This is a genomic window from Paracoccus nototheniae (genome assembly GCF_004335005.1).
Taxonomy (GTDB): Bacteria; Pseudomonadota; Alphaproteobacteria; order Rhodobacterales; family Rhodobacteraceae; genus Paracoccus; species Paracoccus nototheniae.
On sequence record NZ_RQRT01000002.1, the window covers coordinates 135,066 to 156,550 of the forward strand.

Sequence of the window (21,485 nt, forward strand, 5' to 3'; positions counted from 1 at the left end):
CCCGCTTACCAACAGGGATCACCGACATGACATTCCACCTGACCTCGCGCGCCGTCCTGCTGGCGTCGGCGCTGGCATTCGCCCCCGCAGCCTGGGCCGAGACGCCTGCCGACACGCTGGTCGTCGCCCATACGATCGACGACATCATCAGTCTGGACCCGGCCCAAAGCTTTGAATTCGCGGGCAATGACGTCAACAACAACACCTATGACCGGCTGGTCGATTTCGACCCTCTGGACCCCGATGCGGGCTTTCAGCCCAGTCTGGCGACCGCGTGGGAGGTGTCCGAGGACGGGCTGTCCATCACCTTTACCCTGCGCGACGATGTGACCTTTCATTCCGGCAATCCCCTGCGGGCCGAGGATGCGGCATGGTCGCTGCAACGCGCGGTCAAGCTGGACAAGACCCCGGCCTTTATCCTGACGCAGTTCGGCTTTACCGCCGAGAATGTCGATCAGATGATCACCGCCGAGGGCAACACCCTGACGCTGACGATGGACAAGCCCTACGCGCCGACCTTCGTGCTGAACTGCCTGACCGCGAATATCGCCAGCGTCGTGGACCGCGAAACCGTGATGGCCAACGAGGTCGACGGCGATCTGGGCAACGCCTGGCTGAACACCAACGAGGCGGGCTCGGGCGCCTATGTTCTGGCCGCATGGCGCCCGAACGAACAGGTACAGCTGACCGCATCCGAGGATTACTGGCAGGGCGCGCCCACGATGAAGCGCGTGATCGTGCGCAACGTCGCCGAATCCAGCGCGCAACGCCTGCTGCTGGAACAGGGCGATATCGACGTGGCCCGCAACCTGACCCCGACGGATGTGGAATCGATCGCTGCGGTCGAGGGCGTGACCATTCAGGACGAGCCGCGCGGCCGCATCCTTTATATGGGTCTGAACCAGAAAGACGAATTGCTGTCGAACCCCGCCGTGGTCGAGGCGATGAAATATCTTGTCGATTACGAGGGCATCACCGGCAGCTTCCTGAAAGGCCAGTTCGTAACGCATCAAAGCTTTCTGCCGCTTGGCTATCTGGGCGTGCTGGAAGATCAGCCCTGGACCTATGACATCGAAAAGGCCCGTCAGATCCTGACCGATGCCGGGATCGAGGGCGGCACGATCACCACCCGCGTGCGCGATCTGCGCGAATATATCGACGTGGCGCAGACCCTGCAGGGCAGCATGGCGCAGGTCGGCCTGACGCTGGAGATCGAGCAGATGACCGGCGCGCAGGTGCTGGACGCCTATCGCGCCCGCGAAGTACCGATTTTCCTGGGCGAATGGGGACCGGATTATTCCGATCCGAACACCAATGCCGCGACTTTCGCCTATAACCCCGACAACAGCGACGAAGCCGCCGCCGTGGGCCTTCTGGCATGGCGCAACGCCTATGAGGTGCCCGCCGAGATGAACGAGGCCACCGTCGCCGCCACGCTGGAACAGGATGCCGATACCCGCGCCGCGATGTATCAGGACATCCAGCGCCAGTATCAGGCCGAGGCCCCCATCGTGCCCCTGTTCCAGCGCATCGAGCAGGTCGGCCTGCGCGACGGCGTCCAGAACTGGTGGAGCGGCGGGGCAATCAGCTCGGTCATGTATCGCCAGGTCACGAAGGGCGAATAACCCGTGGCCCTGACCGACCAGACCGGTGCCGGGGGGTCATCCCCCGGCGCGAACCGCCCGAAACCCGATGCCGCAGGCCGCAGCGCCCTGCGCCGCCGCCGCGCCCGCAGCATCGCGGGCACGCTTCTGTCGCTGGCGCTGACCCTGCTGGGTCTGTTGCTGGTGACCTTCATCATCGGGCGGGTCATGCCCATCGACCCGGTGCTGAAGGTCGTGGGCGACCGCGCGTCCCAGGCCCAATATGACGCCGCCTATATCGCGATGGGGCTGGACCGCCCGCTGATCGTGCAGTTCCTGACCTATATCGGCGATGTGCTGCAGGGCGATTTCGGCCGCTCGATCTCGACCGGACAGCCGGTCAGCGCCGACATTGCCCGCGTCTTTCCCGCCACGCTGGAACTGGCGACCCTCGGCACGCTGATCGGCGTGGTCATCGGCGTGCCTTTGGGCGTGATCGCCGCCGCGCGCCGGGGCGGGATCATCGATCAGATCGCCCGCGTGGTGGCGCTGGTCGGCTATTCGATGCCGATCTTCTGGCTGGGGCTGATGGGCCTTTTGATCTTTTACGGCATTCTGGGATGGGTCGGCGGACCGGGGCGACAGGGCATTCTGTATGACGGAATGGTGCCCTCGGTCACCGGCATGGTTCTGGTCGACAGCCTGATCGCCGGGGATTGGGGCGCCTTCCGCGATGCGTTTTCCCATATCATCCTGCCCGCCAGCCTGCTGGGCTATTACAGCCTGGCCTATATCAGCCGGATGACCCGCAGCTTCATGCTGGAACAGCTGTCGGCGGAATACATCACCACCGCCCGCGTCAAGGGCCTGTCCGAACGCGGCGTGATCTGGGGCCATGCGCTGCGCAACATCGCCATCCCGCTGACCACCGTCATCGCGCTGTCCTTCGGCTCGCTGCTGGAAGGATCTGTCCTGACCGAGATCATCTTCAGCTGGCCGGGCTTGGGCAGCTATATCACCCGCGGGCTGCTGTCGGGCGACATGAACGCGGTGCTGGGCGGCACGGTCGTGGTGGGCGTCTGCTTCGTGGTCCTGAACCTCTTCAGCGACATCCTCTATCGCTTTCTGGATCCGAGGTCGAAATGAGCCTGTCGCACACGAACCCCACCCCATCGCGCCGCGACTGGCTGTTGTCCGATGCGCCCCAGACCCGCCGTCAGGCGCGGCTTGGCGCGCTTTATCAGGGTTGGCTGACCTTCCGCGCCAACAAGCTGGCGATGCTGGGGCTGATCGTGCTGATCCTTCTGATCGGCATGGCGGTCCTGGCGCCGTGGATCGCGCCGCAAAGCCCCTATGCGCAGACGCTGGCCGACCGCCTGCAACCGCCTTCGGCGGCGCATTGGCTGGGCACGGATGCGCTTGGCCGCGATATCCTGTCCCGGCTGATCCACGGGTCGCGGATCACCCTGTTCATCGTCGGCACCGTGGCGCTGATAGCGCCGATCATCGGTCTGTTCATCGGCACGGTCGCGGGCTTTGCCGGCGGATGGGTCGATCAGGGGCTGATGCGCATCACCGACATCTTTCTGGCCTTCCCCAAGCTGATCCTGGCGCTGGCCTTCGTGGCGGCGCTTGGGCCCAGCATCGGCAATGCGGTGCTGGCGCTGGCCCTGACCGCATGGCCCCCCTATGCCCGGCTGGCACGGGCCGAGACGCTGACCATCCGTCACGCCGATTTCATCGCCGCCGCCCGGCTGCAGGGGGCAGGGCGCCTGCGCCTGCTGATCGGCCATATCTGGCCCCTGTGCATCAGCTCGCTGATCGTGCGGGTGGCGCTGGACATGGCGGGGATCATCCTGTCGGCGGCAGGTCTGGGCTTTCTGGGCCTCGGCGCGCAGCCGCCCCTGCCGGAATGGGGGGCGATGATCTCGGACGGTCGGGCCTATATCCTCGATTTCTGGTGGGTGGCGGCGATGCCGGGGCTGGCGATCTTCACCGTCTCGATGGCCTTCAACCTGCTGGGCGACGGGTTGCGCGACGTGCTGGACCCCAAGGGAGACAAGTCATGACCCCCGCCATGATCCCGGACGACGAGGCGCCCCTCCTGTCGGTCCGCGACCTCAGCGTGACCTTTCCGACCCGTCAGGGCAGCTTTCAGGCGGTGCGCGGGGTCAGCTTCGATCTGGGCCGCGAACGGCTTGGCGTGGTGGGCGAAAGCGGTTCGGGCAAATCCATGACCGGCCGCGCGATCCTGTCGCTGATCCGCCCGCCCGGCCGGATCGAGGCCACGTCGATGACCCTGCAGGGCCAGTCGATCCTGAACCTGCCCGAACGTCAGATGCGCCAGATCCGCGGCGGGCGCATCAGCATGGTCATGCAGGATCCGAAATTCAGCCTGAACCCGGTGATGACCGTCGGCCAGCAGATCATCGAGGCCTATCGCCTGCATGCCCGCGCGGGCCGGGGCGATGCCCGGCAAAAGGCGCTGGACATGCTGCGCGCCGTGCAGATCCGCGACCCCGAACGAGTCATGACCGCCTATCCGCACGAGGTGTCAGGCGGCATGGGCCAGCGCATCATGATCGCGATGATGCTGGCCCCCGATCCGCAGATCCTGATCGCGGACGAACCGACCAGCGCCTTGGACGTGTCCGTCCGGACCGAGGTTCTCCACATCATGGACCGCCTCGTCCGCGACCGGGGGATGGGACTGATCTTCATCAGCCACGACCTCAATCTGGTGGCGCAATTCTGCGACCGGGTGCTGATCATGTATGCGGGCCGCATCGTCGAAACCCTGCCCGCCCGCGATCTGCATCAGGCCCGCCACCCCTATACCCAAGGCTTGCTGAACAGCCTGCCGCGTCTTGATGCGCCCGTCGCCCGCCTGCCGGTCCTGACCCGTCAGGACAGCTGGCGCGACGCCGACACCCTCATCGATCCTGCCCTGATCGACCCCGCCCAGCACCCCGGAGGCCTCTGACATGCCCTTTCATCTTGGCCGAAATATCCTGCGGGGGTGCGGGGGTGCAAAACCCCCGCTCCGGCGGTGCCGCCCATGCTGAACGTCGCCGATCTCAATGTGTGGTTCGGCCAGCCCCCCGACCGCGTCGATGCCGTGCGCGGCGTGGGCTTTCAGGTGGGCCTTGGTGAAAGCTTCGGTCTGGTGGGCGAATCCGGGTCGGGCAAATCCACCGTGCTGCGCGCCATTGCCGGGCTGATCCCGTCGTGGTCGGGACAGATCACGGTGGCGGGTCAGCAGGTCTCGACCGACCGCCGCGACCGGGCCTTCTTCAAGACCGTGCAGATGGTCTTTCAGGATCCCTATGCCAGCCTGCATCCGCGCCATTCCATCGATGCGGTTCTGGCCGAGACGCTGCATCTGCAGGGCATGGACCGGATCGACCAGCGGGTGGTGCAGCTTCTGGACGATGTGGGCCTGGGGCGCGGGTTCCGCTTCCGCTATCCGCATCAGCTGTCGGGCGGCCAACGCCAGCGCGTGGCCATCGCCCGCGCCCTGGCCGCCGAGCCGCGCCTGTTGCTGCTGGACGAACCCACCAGCGCGCTGGATGTCAGCGTGCAGGCCGAGATCCTGAACCTGCTGGCCGATCTGCGCGCTGAACATGGGCTGACCTATCTGATGGTCAGCCATGATCTGTCGGTGATCGGGCATATGTGCGACCGGCTGGCGGTCATGCAGCAGGGTCGCATCGTCGAGATCATGCCGGTCGACCGCCTGCGCTCCGGCAAGGCCGAGGCCGCCTATACCGCCCAGCTGATCAAGGCCTCGGCCGGCTATCTCAGCCCCGATGCCGGCCCCGCAGCGGCCAGGCCGCCCAACGCCTGAGCAACGGATCAGGGCAGGGCCGCAACCGGCCCGGCCCCGGACAGATGCCGGGGCAGCTCGATCGGCGGGAACAGCACCGCGGGGGCCGGGGCTTTGCGGCCCGCGATGGCGGAGTGGTACAACCCTTCGTAAGCCGCGATCATCCGGTCTTGGGAAAAGTACCGCTCGACACGCTGGCGGGGTTGGACGCGGGGGATCTGCATGGCGCGCGCCAGCGCCAGATGCAGATCCGATCCGTCAGGGCGCGCATAGCAGCCCGCATCGCCCACCACCTCGCGCACGGCGCCCATCGCGATGGCCGCGACCGGGGTGCCACAGGCCATCGCCTCGATCGCGGTCAGGCCGAACGGCTCGTCCCATTGCGGCGTGAACAACAGGACCGAGGCGCGGCCATATTCCCGCGCCAGATCGGCCCCCGGCAGATGCCCGCCATGCCGGATATCCGCGCCCAGCAAGGGCCTGACCTGCGCCTCGTAATAGCCCCGATCCTCGATGGTGCCGAACAGGGTCAGCGCGATTCCCGCCCGGCGCGCGGCGGCGATGGCCAGATGCGTGCCCTTGTTGGGCGTGATGCGCCCGGCCCAGACCGCCTCGCCATTGCCGGTGGCGCCAAAGGGCCAGTCCGCCAGATCGATGCCATTGGGGACCACATGCGCATCATCCGGCGCCCCGCCCGGCCAATAGGCGGCCAGATGCCGCCCAGAACATCCCGTCACCGGATGCCACGGCGCCACGCTGTCCCGCACAGCCCGGGCCAGCGCGTCAAAGGGCGGCACATGCAGGGATGTGACCATCGGCAGACGCGCCACCCGCGACAGGCGCGGCGGGTATCGGTGCAGCGTGTTGTTGTGGATCACGTCGAAATCCATGTCGCGCAGCCGGGCAAGGGCCAACGCATGGCTGTCATCCAGATGATCGTTCAGCACCTTGGTGCCGTGGAAGTCATGCCACGGATAGGCGCTGTTATAGTGGCGGTCCATCAGCGGGATGACCGGCACGCCGGGGCGGCTGTCGCCCGCCGCGACCAGTGCCACGTCATGCCCCCGCGCCTGCAACGCCCGGACCAGCTGATGGGCATGCGCCTCCATCCCGCCCATGAAGGGGGGCGCGATGGGATGGCGGCAATGCGCCATCACGGCGATCCTCAGCGGGGCAGACGCAGGGCGCGCGGGGGCCGCCACGGCCTATTCCGCCGCCGGCATCAGCAGGCTGTTCTGGGCGGCGCGCAGATCTGCCGCGCTGTCTGCTGCAGGCGCGGGCTCTGGGGTCGCGCGACGTTCAGCCTCGATCTGGTGCAGATGGTCGATCACCCGGCGCGAATTGGCATACGGCATATGCGTCTGCTGTTCGCACAGGGCCAGATCGGCGGGGCCGGGTTCGCGCAGCAATTCCAACCCCGCGGGCGTGTTGCGGATCAGCCCCATCAGCTGAAAGGCGTAAAGCCAATGTTCCATCGTCCGGTGGCCCCATTTGCTGGCAAAGATCTCGGTGTTGCGCAGCACGGAATGCAGGTGATGGACGGGCGGCATGCAATGGGGGTGATATTGGTGATAGACGCGGCCCCCCCTGATCCACCAGATCGGGATGCCCTGTTCGGACAGGGCGCGGCCGAAATCGGTATCCTCGCCGCCATAGCCGGTAAATTGTTCGTCAAAGCCCGGCCCCGCCTGCCAGTCGGCGCGGTGCATCGCGAAATTCAGCGACCAGAAGCAGCGATAATCCGGGCAGCGCTCGATCCGCTCGGGCGGGCCCTGCCGGTCGGAATGGCGCACGCCGATCGCGGCAAAGCGGTCGAAATCAAGACCCGCCCCGGTGGCGCCATCGGGCAGATACAGAACCTCGCCCATGAACAGCCCGCGTTCGCCCCCCATCCGCGCCAGATAGCTGGCGATGAAGCCGGGATCGGGCAGGCAATCGACATCGACAAAGACCAGCACCTCGCCCTGCGCGGCATCGGCCACCGCGTTACGCGCCGCCGACAAAGGCAGTTCGTCTTCGGTCACGCGGATCTGGCGGATCGGGAAATCGGTGGCGGGCAGATCGGTATAGTCGCTGTCCTGCATGACGCCGATGATCAGCTCGATGGGCGGATGGGTCTGGGCCTGAAAGCCCCTTATGATGTTTTTCAGATGCGCCTCGCGGCCGCAGGCGATGGTCAGGGCCGAAACAGTCGTCATGCATGTGCTCCTAGCGGGGAATGAAGGGGGATGGGCGCCGCGCCCCACAGGTCGTCGGACAGCGCCTCCAGCCAGCGGGCGGTGCCTGCGGCGGGATCGCTGCCGGTCAGCCGGGCCTGCCGGGCGGGGTCATGATCCGCGACCGCCGCCGCGACCGCCGCCCGCCAGCTTTCGGCGCTGGAGGGCAGATGCGGCAGATGCAGGGCCGCGCCCGCGCGCTGCAACGCCTCGGCCTTCAGGCGCTGTTCGTCGAAATATCGCCATTCCGGCACCACGATCCACGGTCGCCCCGCCGTCATGACCTGCGCACAGGTTGTGTTGCCGGTGGACGAGACGACCAGATCGGCGGCGGCGATATGGGTCTCGGGGTCGTCGACCCAGCCTTTGCAGATCAGGTTGCGCCCCTCGGTCGCGTGCCACTCCTGTTGCAGCGTGCCGATGGTCAGCCATGTCCAGCCGGGAAAAGCCCGCGCCGCGACGCCAAGCGGCGCTTGGGAAAACCCGGTGCCGCCCGCCCCCGACAGGACCAGCGCCACGGGGCGGTCGGGATCCAGCCCCAACGCAACCCGCGCCGCGCGGCGGTCGGGCAGGACGCCTGCGGTGACGCCAAGGCCCGGCGCGAAATGGATCTTGGGCAGCAGGTCCTGCCAGTCTGGCTGGGCCAGTTCGGCGGCAAAGGGCGCCAGCAGTCCGACCGCCCCCGCATAGGCGGCACGGTGGCCCGCATCACCCCGCGCGCCATGTTGCAGGATCTTGACATGCGGGACCGAACAGATGCGGGCCAGCTGCGCGATCTCGGCGCTGACATCGCAGATCATCAGCGCGGGATCGGCGGCTGCGAACCACGCGGCGATGGTGCCCATCGCCTGACGAATGCCGGGCCAGCCGAGGGGCGCGCAATGCAGCGTCTCGGGCGTGTCGATCTGGTCCATGTCCCGTTCCGCGCCCCCGCGTTCGAACAGCGACGGGATGCGGATGATGCGGACATGACCGGGCAGGGCCCCAAAGATGTCGTCGCGGGCCGAAAAGATGGTCACCGGCCGATCAGGCGGCAAGGCGTTCACGATTGCGGCGCAGCGTTCGGCATGGCCGCGCCCCTGATGATGGACGAAATAGCCGAAGGGCTGGCGCAAGGCGGGCAGGTCACGCATGGGCGGGCCTGTTGGTGCGCCCTGCTGCGGGTCGGGGTTGCTGCGGGGCGGGGCGCCCGGCCAGTCCAAGCCGGGTCAACCCGTCGATCACCCCCGCCGCGTGGGCGAACGGGCTGCGATAGAGGCCGCGCCCGCGCAGATGGTCCAACTCGGCATAAGCATTGGCGGGCAGGATTGCGGCGCCGCTGTCCATCAGCATGTCGGCATCATTGCCGCTGTCGCCTGCGGTGATGCACTGCGCCGGGTCCAGCCCCCGCCGGGCGGCCTCGAACCGCAAGGCGGCGGCCTTGCCGGCAAGGGGCGGCAGGATGTCGATGAATTGTCCATGCGAGGCGATGACGCGCGCGCCCAGACCCGATGCGGCCAGATCGTCGCGCAGGACCGCTGCCTGTGCGGCGTCGCCCAGCAGGGACAGCTTCCAGCGGCGCTGTTCATACCCGGCCTGCCAGCGTGGGTCGTGGCGGCTCAGCGCGCCCAGCACGCCCGCGCGGTCCCAACCCGCATCCAGATGCCGCGCATAATCGGCGCAAAGCGTCAGGCCGCCGCCCGGCGACCAGCGCCAGATCTCGCTGCCGACCGAGGTGATGAACAGGTCCGGGCGCGGCAATTGCCACGCCTGCAGGACGCGCCGCGCCTCGGACAGGGACCGGCCCGTGGCCACCGCGAACATCAGCGTCTCGGGCCGGGCGGCGTGCCAGTCGCCGAACTGACGCGCGGCGCTGCGGCTGCCGGTCAGCGTGCCGTCGATATCGCTGGCCAGAATGCGGCGGACCACGCGCCGGGGCCGCAGGGGGGGCTGACGCAAGCCGTCGATCACCGCAAGGGACCGCTGCGCCCAGGCCTGCCAGTCGAACAGCGCCAGCGCGCGGCGCTGCGCGGCGGCGACACCCCCGGCGCGGTCAGGGTCGATCATCAGCCTCAGGCAGGCATCGGCGATCTGGGCGCCATCCAGCGGATCGACCAGCGCGCCATGGCCCAGCTGATCCAGAATATCGACCGGCCCGCCATGGCGGGTGGCGACCACCGGCACACCGGCCTGCGCGGCCTCGACCAGCGTCAGGCCGAAGGGCTCGTGAAAGGCCGGGTTGACGAAGACCCCGCCCATCGCCGCGCGGGCGTAAAGGCCGCGCAGCTGCACCGCATCATGGCGCGGCGGCAGGGCGACCTTGCCCCATAACCCGTGCCGGTCGATGCGGTCGAACAGCCCGCGCAGCACCTGATCCTGTTCGGTGGGGCCGCGTTCGATGCCGTCGCGCAAGCCGGCAAGGATCACCAGATTGGCGCGGGCCTGCAGCGCGGGCGAGGCCGCATAGGCATCGACCAGACCGGCCAGGTTCTTCTTGTGGACCGGGCGCGCCACGGCCAGCAGGATCGGCAGCGCGGGATCGCGCAGGAACGGCGCCAGCAGCGCCTCGGCGATCGCAGGGTCGGGCTGGCGGGCCAGCACCACGCCCGGCGCGATGCAATGGCTGCGCCCCTCGGCATCGGCGCCATAGGGGCGCAACTGCCGTTCGGCCTCGTCGCGCGAGGACAGGATGATCGCGCCCGCATCGGCGATGGCTGTGCGTTCATCGGCAATGCGACGCTGCAGGGCGGGCAGGCGGGCGGCATCGGGGTTCTTCTGCAGGGCCAGCGAATGCGGGGTATAGATCCACGGAATGCCGAATTCCTGCTGTGCCATGCGGGCCAGACGGGCGGCATCGGCAAAATGGGCATGGATCACGTCGGGACGCCGCGCCATGCCGCGCAGCAGGTCGATGAAGGCCGCGCCAAGGGCCGGGATCTCGGCCTCCAGTGCCTCTTTGCTGAGATATCCGTTGTTGGCTGTGCGCAGGCGCAGGATGCGGCAGCCGGGCGCGACGGGCTCGGTCATGCGGTCATGCGCGGCATCCAGCCCCGGTCCCTGAAAGGCGCGGGTGACGATATCGACCGCAGCGACCGGTGCCAGACGGGCCTGCGCCATTGCGGCGCCCAGAAGATAGGCGATGTGACCGCCGGTGTCTTCGGTGATGCCATAGCTGACCGGCGGCGCCCGAAGGCACCCGCCAAGCGCGACGTGGAGGATGTACATGGATGGCCTTTCGGCGGGGAAAAATGCGCGGCGTGCAAGACGCAGCGCAGCCCAACGCCGCGACCCTATCACAGTTCAGAGAGAGGGTGCGAACTTAGGAAAGATCAATTGCCGCACGGGGCAGCTGCGCGCTCTGCCTTGCTGTGATGCCGCCCCAGAGGCAGCATCAGCGGGCGCCCCGAGACCGGGTCGGCAATGATTCGGCTGTCCAGCCCAAAGACCGTAGCGACCATCGCCTGCGTCAGGACCGCGCGGGGCGGGCCTGCGGCATGGATGCGGCCCTGGGTCATGGCGATCAGGTGATCGGCATAGCGCGCCGCAAGATTAAGATCGTGCAGCACCATCACCACGGTCGTGCCGCGCGTCCGGTTCAGATCGGTCAGCAGATCCAGAACCTCAATCTGGTGGCTGATGTCCAGAAAGGTCGTCGGCTCGTCCAACAGCAACAGTTGGGTCTGTTGGGCCAGCGCCATGGCGATCCAGACGCGCTGGCGCTGGCCACCCGACAGTTCGTCCACCGCGCGTTCGGCCAGATCGGTGGTCTGGGTGGCCTGCAGCGCGTCGGCGATGGCGCGGTCGTCGGCGGTGCTCCAGCGTGACAGAAGGCCGTGATGGGGATGGCGGCCCCGGCTGACCAGATCGGCGACGGTGATGCCTTCGGGGGCGATGGGCGATTGCGGCAGCAGGCCCATGATCTGTGCCAGCTTGCGCGGCGCCATGGCATGGATGGATTTGCCGTCCAGCAGCACCTGCCCTGACCGGGGCGGCAGCAGCCGGGTCAGCGTGCGCAGCAGGGTCGATTTCCCGCAGGCATTCGCGCCGACGATGGCGGTGATCCGGCCCGGCGGCAGGTCCAGATCCAGATCCTGCAGGATCCGGGTCTGGCCGTATCCGGCGGTGATGGTCTGGGCTGACAGGATGGGTTGGGACATCAGGTGGCTCCGGTCCGGTTGGCGCGGATGATCAGAACGATCAGATAGGGCGCCCCAAGCGCGCCGGTGACGACGCCCACCGGATAGCGCGCGGGCAACAGGAACTGCCCCGCATAATCGCCCAGCAGCACCAGCACCGCGCCGGTCAGCGCGGCCGGCAGCAGCGCCGATCCGCGATGCCCGGTCAGCCGCACCGCGATCGGGCCCGACAGAAAGGCCACGAAGGCGATCGGCCCCGTCACCGCCGTCGCGACCGAGATCAGCCCGACCGCCGCCACGATGATCGTCGTCCGCGCGCGGGCGACATGCGTGCCAAGGGCTGCGGCCATATCCTCGCCCAAGCGCAGGGTCTCCAGATCGCGGGCACGCGACAGGATCAGGCCGCCGCAGACCGCCAGCGCGCCTGTCAGGGGCAGGGCCTGATCCAGCCGCGCGCCGTTCACGCTGCCGGTCAGCCAGCGCATCGCCTCCAGCAGATCCCAGGCAGGGGCGCGGCCAAGGACAAAGGCGATGACGCTGTCCAGCATGGCCGACACGCCGATGCCCACAAGGATCAGCCGCGTGCCCGCGATGCCGTTGCGAAAGGACAGCCCATAGATCAGCACCGCGACCCCCAGCCCCGCCGCCACCGCCAGCACCGACACCGACGCGCCGCCCATGCCCAGGACCACGATGGCAAAGACCGCCGCCGCGCTGGCGCCCGCGCTGATGCCGATGATGTCGGGGCTGGCCAGCGGGTTGCGAAGCAGGATCTGGAACGCCGCCCCGCCCAGGCCAAAGCTGGCCCCCGCCAGCACCGACAGGGTGGCGCGCGGCAGGCGCAACTGCCCCACGGTGAAACTGGCGCCGGGCACCTCATGCCCGCGCAGCACCGCCCAGACCTGACCGGGCGGGGTCAGGCTTTGTCCCATCATCAGCGTCAGCGCGAACAGACCCGCCACAAGGACCGTCAGCACGCCTACCACCCGCCACCAGCCGTGCTGGCGGGCGCGGCGCAGGGCGGCGATGCGGTGGGCGGTGGGGACGGGGGGCGACAGGCTCACAGCTCTCGGATCCTCTGGCGGCGGACGATCCAGATGAAGACCGGCCCGCCCATGAGGGCGGTGACGATGCCCACGTCCAGCTCGGCCGGGCGGGCCAGGATGCGGCCCGCGATATCGGCTCCCAGCAGCAGGCAGGCCCCCGCCAGCGCCGAAAACGGCAGCAGCCAGCGGTGATCGGTGCCCGCCAGCAGGCGGCAGACATGCGGCACGACCAGCCCCACAAAACCGATCGGCCCGCAGATCGCCGTGGTCGCGCCCGCCAGCAGCACCGCGCCCGCTGCCGCCGTCGCGCGGGCGCGGGCGACGCGTTCGCCGAACCCCGCCGCCAGTTCATCCCCCAGGGCCAGCGCGTTCAGCCTGCGCGCCGAGATCATCGCCAGTGCAAAGCCCACCGCCAGAAACGGCGCCACATGGCCGATCCCGGCAAAGGTTGCACCGCCGACGCCGCCGATCTGCCAGGACCGGATGCTGCCTGCGAGATCCGCGCGCGGCAGGACCACGGCGATCACCAGCGACGAGAACGCGACCGAGGTTGCCGCCCCCGCCAGCGCCAGCTTCAGCGGCGTGGCGCCGCCCCGGCCAAGCGAGCCGATGGCATAGACAAAGACCGCCGCCAGCCCGGCGCCCAGGATCGCCGTCCAGACATAATCCTGCAGCGCGGTGATGCCGAACCAGACGATCCCCACCACCACCGCCAGCGAGGCGCCCATATTCACCCCCAGAATGCCAGGATCGGCCAGCGGGTTGCGCGTCACGCCCTGCATGACAGCGCCCGACAGCCCCAAGGCCGCGCCCGCCAGCATGGCCAGCGCGGTGCGGGGCAGGCGGGTGGCCACGGCGGCGGTGGCGATGCTGTCCACCCGGCCCCCCAAAGCCGCCCAGATATCCGACCAGCCCACCGCCCTTGTGCCGATCGCGACCGAGGCCAGCGCCAGCGCCGCCAGCAGCCCCGCCGTCAGCGCCAGCGACAAAGGCTGCCGACCGGTCCTGATGGGGCCGGCAGCAGGGGATGGGGAAGCCGTCATTCCGATTTGCGCGCCGCATTCGCCAGCAGCGCGACATAGTCGGGCAGCAGATAGGCAATCGACAGTGGCGTCGGATTGGCCGCCGTGCCCAGGGGATCGTTCTTCAGCATCACCACCGCATCATTCGCGACCGCAGGCATCCGCGACAGCAGCGGATCGGCGCGCAGGGCGTCCAGCAGATCCTGATTGCCATAGGTCACGATGATGTCCACATCGTCGAACATGTCGATCCGCTCGGCGCTGATCGCGCCCGAGAACTGGCCGGGCAGGGTGGCCTCGATCACGTTTTGGGGCAAGGCCAGCCCCAGATCCTGAAAGAATTTCACCCGGCTGTCATTGCCGGTATAGAAATTCACCACGCTGAGGTTCGTGGTGTCCAGATGGGTGATGAACATCGCGCGCTTGCCCTGCAATTCGGGGCGTTGCGCGACGGCGGCGGCGATCTGACCCTCGATCTTTGCGATCAGGACGTCGCCTTCCGGGGCCATGCCCAGACCGGCGCTGTCCATGCGGATCGTCTGGCGCCAGTCGGTGGACCAGGGCGCCTCGGGATAGGCCACGACCGGCGCGATCATGCCAAGGGTGTCGTAATCGGCGGCGCTGATGCCGGAATAGGCGGCCAGGATCACATCGGGGGCGCTGGCCGCGACCGCCTCGAAGTCGATGCCGTCGCCCTCGTCGTAAAGGGTGGGCAGCGGAGCGCCCAGTTCCTTTAGCCGGGCTTCGACCCATGGCAGCACCCCGTCGCCATCGTCATCGCCGAAATTGGCCCGCGCAAAGCCCACCGGCACGATGCCAAGCGCCAGCGGCACTTCGTGATTGGCCCAAGCGACGCTGGCCACGCGCTGCGGGGCGGTGGCAATGGTTGTGGTGCCGAAGGCATGGGGCACGGTCACCGGAAAGGCGGGATCCTGCGCAAAGGCGGGGGCCACAGCAAGGATCAGCGCGGCGCAAAGGGGCAGGCGTGACATGAAGCGGTCCTTTTCACGGCAGCAGGATGGGGGCGGATTGGCCCCGTGCAGGCGGGCGCGTCAAGCCCGCGACGGGCCTTTCGGACCTTGGTCCGTCCCGATTTGCGGCGTTTCTGACAAAAACCATAGGATTATACAAGACGACCTGGTTCGATCCGTTTAGGTGCCCGGTGCAACCCCGATGGCCGCCGCCTGCCACAGGCGGCGCCCTTGGTGCCCCATCAGACAATCACGCCAGACCGGAACCTGCTCATGTCCCCCAAACGCCTTGCCTTGTCCCGTCCGATGCCCTTGGGATCGATCCTTGCCGCGCTGGCCGGCTGCGCCTCGGTTCTGGCCGTCACGGTCGGGTCGGGCCTTGCGCAGGAGCCCGCTGGCAGCGTCATCGTGCTGGATGACATTACCCTGCAGGCGACCGGCGAGGATGACGATGCGGCATCCATCGTCGCGACACGCGGCGGCATCGCGGGGCGGCTGGCCGCGCCCTTGCTGGACACGCCCGCCTCGGTCTCGGTCGTCACCGCGCGCGAGATCCAGCAGCGCCGCGCCGGAACCATCGAAGAGGTGCTGCAATACACGCCCGGCGTCGTGGCCAATTTCTATGGCAGCGACGACCGGTTCGATTACGTCACGATCCGCGGCTTCAACGCCTATGCCTATCGCGACGGGCTCAGCCTGGGGCGGCCCTTTGGCGGCGTGCGCGAGGATGCCTTTGCCTTTGAACGGATCGAGGTGATCCGGGGCGCCAATTCGGTGGCGGGCGGGCTGTCCGATCCGGGTGGGTCGGTGAATTACGTCACCAAGCTGCCCCGGCGCGACCGCTTTGGCCAGATCTATGCCACCGGCGGTTCGCATAACCGCGCCGAGGTCGGTTTCGATCTGGGCGACAACCTGACCCCCGATGCGACCCTGTCCTGGCGCCTGACCGGGCGGATCCAGGATGCCGATGCCGAATACGATTATTCCCGCAATGACGAAATGCTGCTGATGGGCGGGCTGACATGGCGCCCGTCCGATGCCACCAGCCTTAGCGTCGTGGTGGACCGGCTGGACCGCGACGGCGTGCCGGGCGGCGGCGGCCATCCGATCGGCAGCGATTTCGACCGCAGCCGGTTCTTTGGCGAGCCCGATTTCAACTATCTGGACACCGACCGGACCAGCGTCACCGCGCTGCTGGACCATGATTTCGGCACCGGCCTGACCGCCAGCGCCCGCCTGCGCTATTCCGACACGGACAGCGGCAACGGCTATTTCTATGTCTCTCGCCAAACGGCGCCGGGTTCGACCATCGTCGAACGCTCGATCACGACGGGTCGGTCTTCGATGAGATCTGTGATCGGCACGGCGCAGCTGCAATATGACACCCGCTTTGGCGATATCGGCAGCCGCACCGTCGCGGGGATCGAACTCGCCGATCGCAGGAGCGACTCGGACGGTGCTTTCGTGGAATTTGCGCCCGGCATCGACTGGACCGATCCGGTTTTTATCGGCGCGCCGGGGGATCTGGCACGGACTGCCGACGACCGAAACGATCAGCGGGGCCGGGCGATCTTTGCCGAACAGGAGCTGACCTTGTCCGACCGCTGGATCGCCACGGTCGGGCTGCGGCATGACTGGCTGGACATCGACGAGACCAACAACCTGACCGGCATCCTGACGCAAGGCGAGATCAGCGAGACGACGGGCCGCGCCGCGCTGACATGGAAGGCGACCGATCAGGTCTCGGCCTATACCAGCTATGCCCAATCGGTGTCGCCCGCAGCCATCGGCGTCGAACCCGAAGAGGGCGAGCAGTTCGAGCTGGGCGTGAAATATCAGCCCGCCGGGATGAACGCTTTGTTCAGTGCCGCGATCTATGATCTGACGCGCCAGAACCTCAGCCGCACCAACCCCCAGACCCTGCTGCCCGAAACGATCGGCAAGGTTCAGGCCCGCGGTCTGGATCTGGAGGCCAAGGCCGAATTGCGGGACGGGTTCAGCCTGACCGCCGCCTATTCGCTGATCGATATCGAGATCACCCGCAACGGCACCTTGGGCAATGAGGGCAACCGACCCCAGCTGGTGCCCGAACAGACAGCCTCTGTCTGGCTGACCTATGATCCGCAGGGCTTGGCGGTGCTGGACGACATGCGTTTTTCGGTCGGTGCGCGCTATACCGGGCAGTATTACTACAGCGATGCCAACACCACGGGCACCGGCAGCACGGTGGTGATCGACGCAGGTTACGACTGGCAGATCCGCGAGGACACATCCTTCGGGGTAAATGTCAGCAACCTGTTCGATCGCAAATATGCGGCGAATGCGGGGTTCGGGGCGACCTTCTACAATCCGGGTCGCGCGCTGTCTGCGACGCTGCGCCGGACGTGGTGAACCGGGCCGGATGATATGAATGCCGCGCTCAGCCGAGGCGTTGGGTGCGGCGCCATGCGGCCGGGGTGGTGCCGGTGATCTGGCGAAAGCTGCGCGTCAGATGCGACTGATCGGCAAAGCCCGCCCGGGCCGCGATGTCCGACAGGGGCAGGTCGCTGTCGGTCAGCAGATCGCGCACGGTCGCGATGCGCTGGTTCAGCTGCCACAGCCGGGGCGTGGTGCCGGTCGTGGCCTTGAAGGCACTGGCAAACCAGCTGTCCGACAGGCCCACCGCCGCCGCCATCTGCGCCACGCTCAGCCGCCCGTCGCGGCTTTGCCCCACGCATTGGCGCAACCGGCGCATCTGCGCAGGCGTCAGCCCGCCCGAGGCACGCGGCGGGACCGGGCCCGCATCGGTCTGGGACAGATCCAGCATGCCCGTGGCAATCGCGCCCACGAGGCTTTCGGCAAAGGCACGGTGGCGGGCGGGTCGTGCGATCTCATCGGCCAGCAGCCCGGCCAGCACGCCGATGGTTCCTGCATCCTGCATCTCGACCGGGCGCCGGATCGCGGCCTGTGCGGCCGGGGCGCCGACCCCCGGGGTCAGAAACCCCAGCAGCCGGTCGGCGGGCAGATGCAGATCCAGATGCGCAAAGCCATGCGGTCGGGAAAACCGCGTCCACAGGGGCATCCCCGCCGGAACATAGACCGCCCGCGTCATCGGGCGGGCGTGGCCATCGGGCCCTTCGGGCAGTCGGCGGGCGTTCGACATTGCGATATGATCCGACACGTCCCCCATGAACAAAACGAAGCGCGGATCGGGCGACAGGTAATAGCCGCTGGCCCCGGCCTGCCCCTCGGCCTGCCAGAAGACGCCCATGACCCCGTCCAGACTGCGCCAGCGCACAGGTTGCGTGACGCGGATGCCTGCCGTGTGGCAGGCCATCGAATGGCTATAGCTCATGGCCCTGTCCCTGATGGTCGATCCTGCGGGTGATCTGCCGGCCTGGCGGGCGGCCCATCAGGTGGGACCGTCATGGGCTTGGGGGCGTCATGGACGCACAGATAACGCCGCGGGGGCCGCAACGGCAACCCGGTCTTTGGGACAGGAGGGTGCGATCAGCCGATGACGTCGGGCAGGTCGATGCGCAGCCGGGCCAGGATCTGTTCGATCTTGCTCAGATGATGGCGGATCGCGGCGGCGGCGGCCTCGGGGTCGCGGGCGCGCAGGGCGGCCAGGATCTGACCATGTTCGACATTGGCGGTCGAGCTGCCATAGGACAGCGACAGAAACCGCACCCTGTCCATATGGCCCTTGTTGTCGCGCACCAGGTTCCAGACGAATTCCTTGCCCGCCGCGGCGCAGATGTCGTGGTGGAACTGATCGTCCAGTGCGTGGAATTCGGCGCGGCGGTCGGCGTCGCTGGCGATCTGCTGCAGATCGACCAGCTGCTGCAGCCCGTCCCAATCTGCCGGGCCAAGGCGCAGGGCCGCGACCCGCATCGTCGCCTCTTCCAGTGCGCTGCGCACGAAATAGGCCTGCATCACCGCCTCGGTCGAGATCTGGGTGACGGTCGTCGCGCGCTGCGGGCGGATCTGGATGAAGCCCAGCTGCGACAGCCGGTAGAACGCATCGCGGACCGGCTGACGCGACACGCCCATCTGGGCCGCGACCTCGGCCTCGGACAGTTTCGCGCCGGGCGGCAGGGTCAGGTTCACGACACGGGCATAAAGCGCCTCGAAGATCTGGTCCGTCACGCTGCGCGGACGCAGCTCTTCCAGCGCCGGCAGGGTCGCAAGATCGGGCTGGGACATGGATCGGCTCCGGTTGACGCGTCTCGTAAACTAGCATATTAGACGATCAGCTATATGGCAAGCGAGTCGGAGGAGCGTCGCGTGGCACTGGTGGCAGAAGATCGTCTTTTTCCCGTCGAGGGGCGCAGCCGCGATCTGGCGCGCGCGCTTTATGATGAGGTCCGCGATCTGCCGATCCTCAGCCCGCATGGTCATACCGACCCGCGCTGGTTTGCCGAGGATCAGGCCTTTCCCGATCCGGCCCAGCTGATCGTGACCCCCGACCATTACGTCTTCCGCATGCTGTGTTCGCAAGGCGTGCCCTTGGCCGATCTGGGCGTGCCCCGCGTCGATGGCGGCCCCACGGAAACCGACGGGCGCAAGATCTGGCGGCTGTTCGCACAGAACTATCACCTGCTGCGCGGCACGCCGTCTCGGTTGTGGCTGGATCATTCCTTCCAGCATCTGTTCGGTGTCGACCGGCGGCTGTCGGCCGAGACCTCCGACTGGTATTACGACCATATCGCCGATTGTCTGGCCCAGCCTGCCTTCCGCCCCCGCGCCCTGTTCGAACGCTTCAACATCGAGGCGATCGCCACGACCGAGGCTGCCACCGACGATCTGCGCTGGCACAGGATGATCAGGGATAGCGGCTGGCAGGGTAGGGTGCTGACCGCCTATCGCCCTGATGGGGTGATCGACCCGGAAATGGCGGGTTTTGCAGATAACGTCGCGCTGATGGGTCAGCAGACCGGCTTCGACACGATGACATGGGCGGGCTATCTGGATGCGCATCGGGCGCGGCGGGCGTTCTTCATCGAACACGGCGCCACCTCCAGCGATCACGGCCACCCGAATGCCCGGACCGAGGATCTGCCGCAGGCCGAGGCGGCGGCGCTGTTTGCCAAGGCCCTGCGTGGCGATTGCACGGCGGACGAGGCCGACGCCTTTCGCGGACAGATGCTGACCGAGATGGCGCGGATGAGCCTGGATGACGGGCTGGTCCTGCAGATCCACCCCGGATCGCGGCGCAACCATTCCGATCAGGTGATGGGCATGTTCGGGCGCGACAAGGGTTTCGACATTCCCGGCCGCACCGATTACGTGACCGCCCTGCGCCCGCTGCTGAATGCGGTCGGCATGCGGCCCGATCTGACGGTCGTTCTGTTCACCCTGGACGAGACGTCCTATGCGCGCGAACTGGCCCCGCTGGCGGGCGTCTGGCCCTGCCTGCGCCTTGGCCCGGCATGGTGGTTTCACGACAGCGCCGAAGGCATGCGCCGGTTCCGCGAGATGACCACGGAAACGGCGGGATTTTACAATACCGTGGGGTTCAATGATGACACCCGCGCGTTCTGCTCGATCCCCGCGCGCCATGATGTCGCCCGTCGGGTCGATTGCAGCTATCTGGCCACGCTGGTCGCCACGGGTCGCCTTGCGGAAGACGAGGCACCCGAGGTGGCGCGCGATCTGGCCTATGGGCTGGCCAAGCGGGCCTACAAACTCTGAACGTTCATATCTGGGAGGATAAGATGAAATTTCTCATGACAACCGTGGCGGGCCTGCTGGCATCCGTCAGCTTTGCCACTGCGTGCGAGATCACGCTGCGGTCCTCGGACACCCATCCCGACGGCTATCCGACCGTCGAGGGCGTCAAGGCCATGGCCGCCGAGATTCTGGAAACCTCTGGGGGTCGGATCTGCATCGAGGTGTTCCCGGCATCCCAGTTGGGCGAGGAAAAGGACACGATCGAACAGACCCAGTTCGGCGTGATCGATCTGGTCCGCGCCAGCTTCGGCACGTTCAACGACATCGTGCCGGTGACGCAGACCTTCTCGCTGCCCTATCTGTTCCGCAATGTGGATCACATGCATGCGGTCATGGACGGTCCCATCGGCGAGGAGATCGGCGCGCAGTTCGAGGAACGCGATCTGGTCGTTCTGGCCTATTACGATGGCGGCGCGCGCAGCTTTTACAACTCTCAGCGCCCGATCAACACGATCGAGGATCTGGCGGGCCTTAAGTTCCGGGTCATCCAGAACGACGTGTTCGTGGACATGATGGACGCGCTTGGCGCGGTTGCGACCCCCATGCCCTATGGCGAGGTCTATTCGGCCATCCAGACCGGCGTGATCGACGGGGCGGAAAACAACTATCCCAGCTATGACAGTTCGGGCCATGCCGAAGTCGCCAAGTATTTCACGCTGGATGAACATCTGATGGTGCCCGAACTGGTCGCCATGTCCAAGACCAGCTGGGATGCGCTGACCCCCGAGGATCAGACCCTGCTGCGCGACGCCGCGCGCAATTCGTCCACGACGCAGCGCCAGCTGTGGGCCGAGGCCGAGGCCGCGTCCGAAGAGGCCGTGATCGAGGCGGGCGCCGAGATCGTGCGCGACATCGACAAGCAGCCCTTCATCGATGCGATGGCGCCGGTCTATGAAAAATACGCCACCTCGCCCGAGGCGCAGGATCTGGTCGAGCGGATCCGCGCGACCGAATAAGGCCTTCCGCCGCCCGCAATCCTTGCGGGCGGCTTTTT

General features: G+C 67.5%; 18 protein-coding genes. 8 read left to right on the forward strand and 10 right to left on the reverse strand.

Annotated elements, in window-relative coordinates; all coding sequences use genetic code 11:
• Positions 1-26 precede the first annotated feature (26 nt).
• From EG885_RS01635 to EG885_RS01655, 5 genes are all read left to right on the forward strand, one after another.
• Entirely contained in the window at positions 27-1,625 is a 1,599-nt protein-coding gene (locus EG885_RS01635; RefSeq protein WP_131572721.1) for an ABC transporter substrate-binding protein, read from the forward strand.
• A gap of 111 nt (positions 1,626-1,736) precedes the next feature.
• On the forward strand, positions 1,737-2,729 hold the full coding sequence (locus EG885_RS01640) for an ABC transporter permease (protein WP_131572788.1): 993 nt from the start codon (positions 1,737-1,739) through the stop codon (positions 2,727-2,729).
• Positions 2,726-3,652 carry an ABC transporter permease gene (locus EG885_RS01645; protein ID WP_131572722.1) on the forward strand — a complete coding sequence of 309 codons (927 nt, stop codon included), beginning with the start codon at positions 2,726-2,728 and terminating at the stop codon, positions 3,650-3,652. Before EG885_RS01640 ends, EG885_RS01645 begins: the two co-directional genes overlap by 4 nt.
• Entirely contained in the window at positions 3,649-4,566 is a 918-nt protein-coding gene (locus EG885_RS01650; protein ID WP_131572723.1) for an ABC transporter ATP-binding protein, read from the forward strand. Before EG885_RS01645 ends, EG885_RS01650 begins: the two co-directional genes overlap by 4 nt.
• Positions 4,567-4,641: 75 nt before the next feature.
• Positions 4,642-5,430 carry an ABC transporter ATP-binding protein gene (locus EG885_RS01655; protein ID WP_131572724.1) on the forward strand — a complete coding sequence of 263 codons (789 nt, stop codon included), beginning with the start codon at positions 4,642-4,644 and terminating at the stop codon, positions 5,428-5,430.
• A gap of 8 nt (positions 5,431-5,438) precedes the next feature.
• Here EG885_RS01655 and EG885_RS01660 read toward each other — a convergent pair whose 3' ends face one another.
• The 8 genes from EG885_RS01660 to EG885_RS01695 form a co-directional block, all read right to left on the reverse strand.
• Positions 5,439-6,563 (reverse strand): glycosyltransferase, encoded by a 1,125-nt coding sequence (locus EG885_RS01660; protein ID WP_242679458.1) that lies wholly within the window; start codon positions 6,561-6,563, stop codon positions 5,439-5,441.
• Positions 6,564-6,614: 51 nt separating this feature from the next.
• Complete coding sequence (locus EG885_RS01665) at positions 6,615-7,607, reverse strand: glycosyltransferase family 2 protein (protein WP_131572725.1); 993 nt, start codon at positions 7,605-7,607, stop codon at positions 6,615-6,617.
• Positions 7,604-8,758: a glycosyltransferase gene (locus EG885_RS01670; protein ID WP_131572726.1), complete on the reverse strand. Its 1,155-nt coding sequence runs from the start codon at positions 8,756-8,758 to the stop codon at positions 7,604-7,606. Before EG885_RS01670 ends, EG885_RS01665 begins: the two co-directional genes overlap by 4 nt.
• A complete protein-coding gene (locus tag EG885_RS01675) occupies positions 8,751-10,829 on the reverse strand; it encodes an HAD family hydrolase (RefSeq protein WP_165570997.1) in 2,079 nt (692 codons plus the stop codon). The genes EG885_RS01670 and EG885_RS01675 overlap by 8 nt, the downstream gene beginning before the upstream one ends.
• A 104-nt stretch (positions 10,830-10,933) precedes the next feature.
• A complete protein-coding gene (locus EG885_RS01680) occupies positions 10,934-11,761 on the reverse strand; it encodes an ABC transporter ATP-binding protein (protein WP_131572727.1) in 828 nt (275 codons plus the stop codon).
• On the reverse strand, positions 11,761-12,798 hold the full coding sequence (locus EG885_RS01685; protein WP_207392178.1) for a FecCD family ABC transporter permease: 1,038 nt from the start codon (positions 12,796-12,798) through the stop codon (positions 11,761-11,763). Before EG885_RS01685 ends, EG885_RS01680 begins: the two co-directional genes overlap by 1 nt.
• A gap of 2 nt (positions 12,799-12,800) precedes the next feature.
• On the reverse strand, positions 12,801-13,829 hold the full coding sequence (locus EG885_RS01690; protein WP_131572728.1) for a FecCD family ABC transporter permease: 1,029 nt from the start codon (positions 13,827-13,829) through the stop codon (positions 12,801-12,803).
• Positions 13,826-14,800: an iron-siderophore ABC transporter substrate-binding protein gene (locus tag EG885_RS01695; RefSeq protein WP_131572729.1), complete on the reverse strand. Its 975-nt coding sequence runs from the start codon at positions 14,798-14,800 to the stop codon at positions 13,826-13,828. Before EG885_RS01695 ends, EG885_RS01690 begins: the two co-directional genes overlap by 4 nt.
• Before the next feature lie 252 nt (positions 14,801-15,052).
• On the opposite strand from EG885_RS01695, the gene EG885_RS01700 reads away from it, so the two are divergent.
• The gene (locus EG885_RS01700; RefSeq protein ID WP_131572730.1) at positions 15,053-17,170 is read left to right on the forward strand and encodes a TonB-dependent siderophore receptor; all 2,118 of its coding nucleotides are present in this window, start codon (positions 15,053-15,055) and stop codon (positions 17,168-17,170) included.
• 28 nt (positions 17,171-17,198) lie between these two features.
• Here EG885_RS01700 and EG885_RS01705 read toward each other — a convergent pair whose 3' ends face one another.
• Complete coding sequence (locus tag EG885_RS01705) at positions 17,199-18,113, reverse strand: helix-turn-helix domain-containing protein (RefSeq protein WP_131572731.1); 915 nt, start codon at positions 18,111-18,113, stop codon at positions 17,199-17,201.
• A 155-nt stretch (positions 18,114-18,268) separates the two neighbouring features.
• Positions 18,269-18,964: a GntR family transcriptional regulator gene (locus EG885_RS01710; RefSeq protein WP_131572732.1), complete on the reverse strand. Its 696-nt coding sequence runs from the start codon at positions 18,962-18,964 to the stop codon at positions 18,269-18,271.
• Positions 18,965-19,018: 54 nt separating this feature from the next.
• Here EG885_RS01710 and uxaC point away from each other — a divergent pair, with 54 nt between their 5' ends.
• Positions 19,019-20,452, forward strand: coding sequence for a glucuronate isomerase (uxaC, locus tag EG885_RS01715; RefSeq protein WP_379107286.1), 1,434 nt, complete (start codon positions 19,019-19,021; stop codon positions 20,450-20,452).
• A 23-nt stretch (positions 20,453-20,475) separates the two neighbouring features.
• Positions 20,476-21,447, forward strand: a complete 972-nt coding sequence (locus EG885_RS01720) for a TRAP transporter substrate-binding protein (protein ID WP_131572734.1) — start codon at positions 20,476-20,478, stop codon at positions 21,445-21,447.
• Positions 21,448-21,485 lie beyond the last annotated feature (38 nt).